General features: G+C 63.4%; 8 protein-coding genes. 2 read left to right on the top strand and 6 right to left on the bottom strand.

The features are described 5' to 3' along the window. Window positions 1-685: adenosine kinase (locus NP503_RS26630; protein WP_164749539.1), on the bottom strand; the 685-nt coding region annotated here is incomplete at its 3' end. Between the two features lie 221 nt (window positions 686-906). Here NP503_RS26630 and NP503_RS26625 point away from each other — a divergent pair. Both NP503_RS26625 and NP503_RS26620 read left to right on the top strand, forming a co-directional pair. Beyond that, window positions 907-1,824: a DMT family transporter gene (locus NP503_RS26625; RefSeq protein ID WP_127266634.1), complete on the top strand. Its 918-nt coding sequence runs from the start codon at window positions 907-909 to the stop codon at window positions 1,822-1,824. A gap of 162 nt (window positions 1,825-1,986) precedes the next feature. After that, window positions 1,987-2,697: a sulfate transporter family protein gene (locus tag NP503_RS26620; RefSeq protein WP_127266633.1), complete on the top strand. Its 711-nt coding sequence runs from the start codon at window positions 1,987-1,989 to the stop codon at window positions 2,695-2,697. A 9-nt stretch (window positions 2,698-2,706) separates the two neighbouring features. Here NP503_RS26620 and NP503_RS26615 read toward each other — a convergent pair whose 3' ends face one another. The 5 genes from NP503_RS26615 to dut form a co-directional block, all read right to left on the bottom strand. Further along, a complete protein-coding gene (locus NP503_RS26615; RefSeq protein ID WP_127266632.1) occupies window positions 2,707-3,705 on the bottom strand; it encodes a proline racemase family protein in 999 nt (332 codons plus the stop codon). A gap of 14 nt (window positions 3,706-3,719) precedes the next feature. Further along, window positions 3,720-4,523, bottom strand: a complete 804-nt coding sequence (locus NP503_RS26610; RefSeq protein WP_127266631.1) for an isocitrate lyase/phosphoenolpyruvate mutase family protein — start codon at window positions 4,521-4,523, stop codon at window positions 3,720-3,722. Between the two features lie 80 nt (window positions 4,524-4,603). Next, on the bottom strand, window positions 4,604-5,458 hold the full coding sequence (locus tag NP503_RS26605; protein ID WP_127266630.1) for a hypothetical protein: 855 nt from the start codon (window positions 5,456-5,458) through the stop codon (window positions 4,604-4,606). Window positions 5,459-5,530: 72 nt separating this feature from the next. After that, window positions 5,531-6,193, bottom strand: coding sequence for an HAD family phosphatase (locus NP503_RS26600; RefSeq protein ID WP_127266629.1), 663 nt, complete (start codon window positions 6,191-6,193; stop codon window positions 5,531-5,533). Further along, on the bottom strand, window positions 6,193-6,678 hold the full coding sequence (gene dut / locus NP503_RS26595) for a dUTP diphosphatase (RefSeq protein WP_127266628.1): 486 nt from the start codon (window positions 6,676-6,678) through the stop codon (window positions 6,193-6,195). The genes NP503_RS26600 and dut overlap by 1 nt, the downstream gene beginning before the upstream one ends. Window positions 6,679-7,057: the final 379 nt, after the last annotated feature.

Below are 7,057 nucleotides of genomic sequence, written 5' to 3'. Positions count from 1 at the left end.
CGAACGACGATGTCTGGTAGAGCGACTTGATCTCGTGGCTGTTGGCAAAGACGATGTCGACCGTGCCCGAGCGCATCAGGTCGAGGAATTCGTCGCGGTAGCGGTCGACGCAGAACGAATCCGACAGTGTCATCGACACTTCTCGGCCTGCTGCGTGCGCCAGCTTCGCCGTCTGGCGGATTGCCTCCTTGGCGCGCGGCGGGTCCCACAGATAGCCTTCGAAATAGGTGACCTTGGCGCCAGACGCCTTGTCGGCTTCGACATCCTCAGGGCCAAGCTCGACGCAGGCGCCGAGATAGGTGTTCATCGAGCGCTCGCCGTCGGGCGTGACGAAGATCATCGAGCGCGCCGTCGTCGGCTCACCCTTGAGCGGTATGGTGTCGAAGGCGACGCCCTGCGCATGGATGTCGTGCGCGTAGATTTCGCCAAGCGCATCGTTGGAGACCTTGCCGAAGAAGGCGGCGCGGCCGCCGAAGCTGGCGACGCCGGCCGCCGTGTTGCCGGCGCTGCCGCCGGACGCCTCGATCGCCGGCCCCATGCGGCTGTAGAGCAGTTCGGCGCGCTGTGTGTCGATGAGGTTCATCGCGCCCTTGATGATGCCGTTGGTCTCGAGGAACTCCTCGTCGCACTGGGCGATGATGTCGACAATGGCATTGCCGATGCAAAGCACGTCATAATCCGGCATCAAAATCTCCGCCAAAACCCGAGCCGGCTTCTTGCCACGCCGGTCCGGCGCGGGTCTAGCGATTTGAAACCGGTTTGCCTAGGGCGTGACACGCAACTTTGGCGGAACAGGCAAAAGGCGCATCAGCCGCGAGGCGCTATGACAATTCGACCGTGGCCGAAGCATTTCATCACCGGACCGCCTACAAGCATGGCTCACCCGATCCCGTTTGAAGGCGAGCCATGCCGACAAAGAACGAGCCTGCAAAGAACGACATGACCACCGACCTTGCGCTGCTCGTCGTGCTGGCGGTGCTCTGGGGCGCCTCCTACACCTTCATCAAGATTGGCGTCGAAACCATCCCGCCGGTCACCTTCATCGCCGCCCGCACCCTGATTGCCGGTGGTATCTTGTTTGCCATCCTCCGCTGGCGCGGGCTCGCCATGCCGGGCGATGCGGCAAGCTGGCGCCGCTTCGCCTTCCAGGCCTGCCTCAACAGCGTCATCCCGTTCACCCTGATCGCCGCGGCGGAACGTTCGGTCGATGCCGGCCTCGCCACCATCCTGAATGCGACCTCGCCGATCTTCACCTTCCTCTTGACAGCGCTCATCACCCGCCACGAGCCGGTCACGCTGCGCAAGCTGATTGGCGTGGGCGCCGGCATTGCCGGCATCTGCCTCATCATCGGCACGCAGGCACTGGGTGGCCTCGGTCACGAGTTGTGGGCGCAGTTGGCCATCGTAGCGGCAACAATCTGCTATGCCGGGGCCGCCATTTTCGGCCGCGGCTTCAAGGGTCTCGATCCGATGCTGCCTGCCGCCGGTTCGATGCTGTGCGGCGCCGTCATCCTCGTGCCCCTCAGTCTGGTGTTCGACCAGCCGTGGACGCTGGCGCCTTCAACGGCGTCGATTCTGGCCCTGCTCGGCCTGTCGGTGTTTTCCACCGCATTGGCCTTCGTCATCTATTTCCGCCTCATCCACACGTTGGGTTCGGTCGGCACCACCTCGCAGGCCTATCTGCGGGTGCCGATCGGCGTCGGCATCGGCGCCCTTTTCCTCGGCGAAAGCCTAGGCTCGACGGCATGGCTGGGCATGGGTTTTGTCGTGGCTGGGGTCGCCGCCATGACCATTCCGGTTCGAAAGCCAGCATTTGCGCGGTAGAGCAATTCCAGGACAAGTGTGAAGCGGTTTTCCCGGGAAAAGCGCATTGGGGATTGCGTCAAAGCAAAAGAACCGGCCTGCTTGCGCTCATGCCGTGCTCTGCTTATCTCGGAAGCATCCGCCTTTTCGACGGTGTCTGGTGTGACCTGGGGGTAAAGCACGGTGATTTTCGACGCTGCCCGCACTGCGGCCCTCGAGCTGCTCTCGCCTCCCTTTCGGGCCGTGTTCCTCAAGACATTGGGTCTGACGCTGCTGGCGCTTGTCGCCTTGTGGTTCGGCCTGACCAGCCTCGTCGAGTGGCTCGCCCTGCCGTGGCTGCAGACGCTGTTGCCCGGCATACCGTCCTGGGCCGGCTGGCTGGGTGGCATCATCGCCGCGATAGCGCTTGCCTTCGGCATGGCATTGCTCATCGCGCCGGTGACGGCTGTTGTCGCCGGCCTGTTCCTCGACGATATCGCCGAAGTGGTCGAGCGCACCGACTATCCCGGCGATCCGACCGGTCGCGCCATGCCGGCGCTGCGCTCGCTGGTGCTGTCGGCGCGATTCCTCGGCGTCGTCATTCTCGGCAACATCGTCGCCCTGCTGCTTCTGCTGGTGCCGGGCGTCAACATAGCCGCCTTCTTTATCGTCAACGGCTATCTGCTCGGGCGCGAGTTCTTCGAATTCGCTGCCATGCGCTTTCGCGGGGAAGAAGAGGCCAGGGCCTTGCGCAGGCACTATGCCGGCACGGTGTTTCTCGCCGGGCTGCTCATCGCGGCTTTCCTCGCCGTGCCGTTGCTCAACCTGCTGACGCCGCTCTTCGCCGCCGCCGTGATGGTGCATCTGCACAAGGCGATCTCGGTGCGGGAAGTGGCTCGCTCCTCGCGCCGCTGAGCATTTTCTTCAGCGCAACAGGAATCCGCGTCCGAGCTCGTCGTCCGCTTCGACGATAAACTCCGTCCTGCCACTATAATAGGCGCGGCCGCCGACGCGGGCGATGATCGCCCCGTGCGGGCCAGCCTTCGCAGTCCGCACCACGGCTCCCGAAAAACGCGAGCCGGCAATGCTTTCGAATGTGCGCGTCTGTCCGATCGCGATCTCGCCCTTGGCATGCATGGCTGCCAGCCTCGCGGTGACGCCGGAACCGGTCGGCGAGCGGTCGACCTCCGCCTCGGCGAAGACGCAGATGTTCTTGGTCACCTCATCGGAAAAAGCATCGCGGCCATCGGTCAGGATGGTGCCGTAGAGGAAGGCAAGGTCGGCATGGTCGGGATGCGACAGCGGAAATTCGGCCTTGAGCCTGTCCGTCAGCGCCGTTGCCGCATCGACGAAATCGCGCACCCGGCTTTTGGCGAATTCGAGCCCGAATTGGTGACAATCGGCCAGCGCGTAGAAAGCGCCGCCATAGGCGACGTCGAAGCCGATCGTGCCGTGGCCCGCCAGCTCTATCGTCTGCCCGCCGGCGAACAGGAACGCCGGCACGCTTTCGAACGACACCGCACCGGCCTTGCCGTCCCTGACCTCGACCGAGGCGACGACCAGCCCACACGGCGCCTCGATATTGACTGTCGTGATTGGTTCCTGTTTCGCCACCAATCCTTCATCTACGGCGTAGCGGCCGAGCGCGACGATGGCGTGGCCGCACATCGTCGAATAGCCCTCATTGTGCATGAACAGCACGGCGAGGTCGGCGCCGGGCAGGTCGGGTTCGACCAGCAAGGCGCCATACATGTCGTAATGGCCGCGCGGCTCGAACATCAGGATCTTCCTGAGATGATCGAGATGGTCGCGCACATAGGCGCGCTTTTCCAGGATCGTGCCCTTGGGGACACTGGGATAGCCGCCGGTGACGATCCTGAGCGGCTCGCCGCCGGTATGCATATCGACGACGGTAAGCGTCATGCGATGGGCCCCGTTCAAGCTGAAGACTTGCCGAAGAGGGCTTGCAATTTGCCGAACGGCATGGCGGCGCGGGTGAAGCCGAAGGTGCCGTCCTGCTGGATCTCGCGCGCCGCCGTTTCCAGCATGCCATAGGCGAAATTGGTCAGCCACGGCCCGAGCGAGATGCGCTTGACGCCGGCCATGGCGAGGTCGGCGATGGTGAAGCCAGGCTTTGCCATGACATTGACCGGCTTGCTGACCGCCGAGCAGAGCGTGCGGATCATCTCGACGTCGCCGATACCGGGCGCATAGAGCACGTCGGCGCCGGCCTTCTCGAACGCCTGCAGCCGCTTGATGGTGTCGTCGAGGTCGGACTTGCCCCACAGGAAATTCTCAGCCCGCGCCGTGAAGACGAAATCGCGCTTCAGCGCTCGCGCCGCCTCCGCCGCCGCCGCAACGCGCTCGACGGCGTGCGCGAAATCATAGATCGGCTTGTCCGGATCGCCGGTGTGGTCCTCGATCGAGCAGCCGGCAAGACCGGCCGCTTCCGCCGCGAAGATGGTTTCGGCGGCCTGCTCGGCGCTGTCGCCCTTGCCTTTCTCGAGGTCGGCGGAGACAGGCAGGCTGGTCGCCGCCGTCACCTCGCGGCAATGGTGGATCATCTGGTCGAAGGTCACGGCGCCATCCGGCAGGCCGCGTGAAAAAGCAAAGCCGGCGCTGGTCGTCGCCAGCGCCGTGAAACCGAACGAGGCCAGCAGCTTCGTCGTGCCAATATCCCAGGGATTGGGCATGACGAAGGTCGAGGCATGCAGGTCGCGAAAGATCTTGCCCTTGTCCATGGTAGTTCCCCCATCATGTGCGGTGTGGCTAAGCGGATTTTATCCTGCCCGATTTGACCGGGCAAACGAATGCGGTTGGTTCAGAAGCGATTGGCGTTCTCTCCTGCCAATTTGTCCAGCGCGTCGGAATCCTTGGTGTAGCGCGATGTCTTCTTGTCCCAGTGATAGGTGACGGAGATCTCGTGGGACTCTGGTCTGGGCGGAGTGTCGTCGCAGCTTTCGCCGTTCAGCACAGTAGAGTCGGTCACGGTCACCTTGATGGCGGCATAAGGCTGACCATCGGCAATGCCCTGAAAAGCTACATCCTGCTTGCGGCTGTAGGCGCACAGGTTTTCATCGAACGTATAGATCATGTCGATCGGTTCGAACTTGTCGTCGCGGATCATGATCAGCGGCGTGATCACATAGTTCTGGCTCGAATTGAAATGCGCGCTCATGGTGATGAGGACGTCATCGTTGGCGCCGACGGAAAGCTTGCCCGGTTCGCGGAAATAGGTGCCGCGGTCGAGCGCGACATTGACGGCGTCGAGCAGCTTCGGCTTGGCCGTGATGTCGTAGAGCGCCAGCACAGCATAGCCTTCGGCGCTGTCGGGAGAATCGCCAAGGTCGAACAGCATGGTCAGCCGATCCTTGCCGCCGGCCTTGATGGCGAGCACCGCGGCATTGGAAAAGCCCGAAGTCTCGGGCGGCGAACCGCCGCCGTCCGGTCCCTCGATATGACGCATCTCGATCGGCAACCCACCCCTATAGAAGCCGTCCTTGTCCGCAGCGAGATCCGGAATGACCATCCTCGCGAGGTCGAGATAGGTGACATCCGTGCGGCCGGGCAGAGCGCTGCCGAGCTCCGGAAAGCTGATGGCTTGCGCGCCGGCCGCGGTCCATAGAAACGGCGCCAGCATCAAGGCGAGGATGAGGCGGAGCAGGCTGGGGTTCATGCGTGGCCTCGAGTTGGCGGTGCCAAGCTAGCACGGACAATCGAGGCGTACAGCTGCAGGCTGAAGATCAGGTCAGTGGATCGGCACCAGCCCGGCCAGCTCGCGCATGTCGTCGAACAGGATGCCGCCGGCCTGGATCAGGCCGGCGCGGTCGGAATAGGGATCGGCATGGTAGGAAAACACCCGCATGCCGGCGGCGATCCCGGCCTGCGTGCCGGCGACGCTGTCCTCGATGACGATGCAGTCGGCAGGCGCGAAGCCCATGGTCTTGGCCGCATGCAGGAACAGGTCCGGGAACGGCTTGCCACGGCTGACCATGGTCGAGGAAAACATCGCGTGTTCGAACAGCGGCAGCAGCCCGGTCTGGCCAAGCGTGATGTGCATCTTCGACACCCGGGCCGAGGTGGCGACGCAATAGGCGATACCGGCTGAACGCACGGCTTCGACGAACTCGCGGACGTAGGGGATCGCTTCGACGCCGTGGGCAAACAGGTCCGGCAGGCCGGCGTTCCAGCGATCGACGAAACCGGCGCCGAGCCTGACGCTGGTCTCTTCTTCGATCTCTTTCTGCACCGACGCCATGCTGCGGCCGGAGAAATTCTTGCGGCAATATTCGAAGCTTGTCGGATAGCCGGCAGCGGTCAGCCATTCGGCGAGACGCCGATTGGCCAAATTCTCTGTATCGACCAGAATCCCGTCGCAGTCGAAGATGACAAGCTTAGGCAGTTCAGACATCAGGCGGTGCCGGTCGATCCGAACCCGCCCGCGCCACGCGCCGTACCACCGGCCAGACTGCGCTCTTCCACGGTCGCCTGGGCCACCGCAGCGAAGATGATCTGGGCGATGCGCATGCCGCGCGTCACGGCAAAGTCCTCGTCGCCGAGATTGATCAGCAGCACCTTCACCTCGCCGCGATAATCGCTGTCGATGGTGCCGGGCGTGTTGAGGACGGTCAGGCCGTGCTTGAAAGCAAGTCCGGAGCGCGGCCGCACCTGGCCCTCCATGCCTTCCGGAATTTCCAGGATCAGCCCGGTCGGCACCAGAGCGCGCTTTCCCGGAAGGATCAGCAGCGGCCGGTCGTCCGGCACCGCGGCGCGCAGATCCATGCCGGCGGCACCAGTGCTTTCATAGGCGGGAAGGGGAAGTCCTTCAGCATGCGGCAACCTGACGAAGCCGACGGTCGGACCGATGACGGAGGGAGTTTGAAGGGCTGCGCGCATAAAATCGATCCTATCGGCGCGAACGGCGATTCGGTCAACTCGACTGTAATTCTATCAACGGCTTTCTTTTGGGCGGCACTGTGACCTGGTTTCGGGCACAGGAGTTTTGATGGATTTGTTGCGCTGAAGGATTGCATGCTTGGTGATTGGCGAAAACGTCCATGCTTCGTCATCCACGGGCGAGCAAGGAGCGTAGCGACGCGGCGCAGACCCGAGGATCCATGCCGCGACTCCAACGGGTCACGACGGTGCAGAGTTCTGCGCCGTTGCACTCTTGGGTAGGTCACGGCATGGATACCAGGGTCTCCGCGACGCCGCTTCGCGGCTGCTCCGCCCTGGTATGACGAAGTTGGGGAGGCTTCGGCCAAACGCGAACGTA

Origin of the sequence: Mesorhizobium sp. SEMIA396 (assembly GCF_024518615.1) — a bacterium.
Classification (GTDB): Bacteria; Pseudomonadota; Alphaproteobacteria; order Rhizobiales; family Rhizobiaceae; genus Mesorhizobium.
Note: the sequence above shows the minus strand (reverse complement) of the source record. Positions and strands in the feature narration are given on the sequence as shown.

Coding starts and splice junctions, on each gene's coding strand:
- NP503_RS26605 (WP_127266630.1), bottom strand. CDS start 5,458: ATGAACCCCAGCCTGCTCCGCCTCATCCTCGCCTTGATGCTGGCGCCG.
- dut (WP_127266628.1), bottom strand. CDS start 6,678: ATGCGCGCAGCCCTTCAAACTCCCTCCGTCATCGGTCCGACCGTCGGC.
- NP503_RS26625 (WP_127266634.1), top strand. CDS start 907: ATGCCGACAAAGAACGAGCCTGCAAAGAACGACATGACCACCGACCTT.
- NP503_RS26600 (WP_127266629.1), bottom strand. CDS start 6,193: ATGTCTGAACTGCCTAAGCTTGTCATCTTCGACTGCGACGGGATTCTG.
- NP503_RS26615 (WP_127266632.1), bottom strand. CDS start 3,705: ATGACGCTTACCGTCGTCGATATGCATACCGGCGGCGAGCCGCTCAGG.
- NP503_RS26610 (WP_127266631.1), bottom strand. CDS start 4,523: ATGGACAAGGGCAAGATCTTTCGCGACCTGCATGCCTCGACCTTCGTC.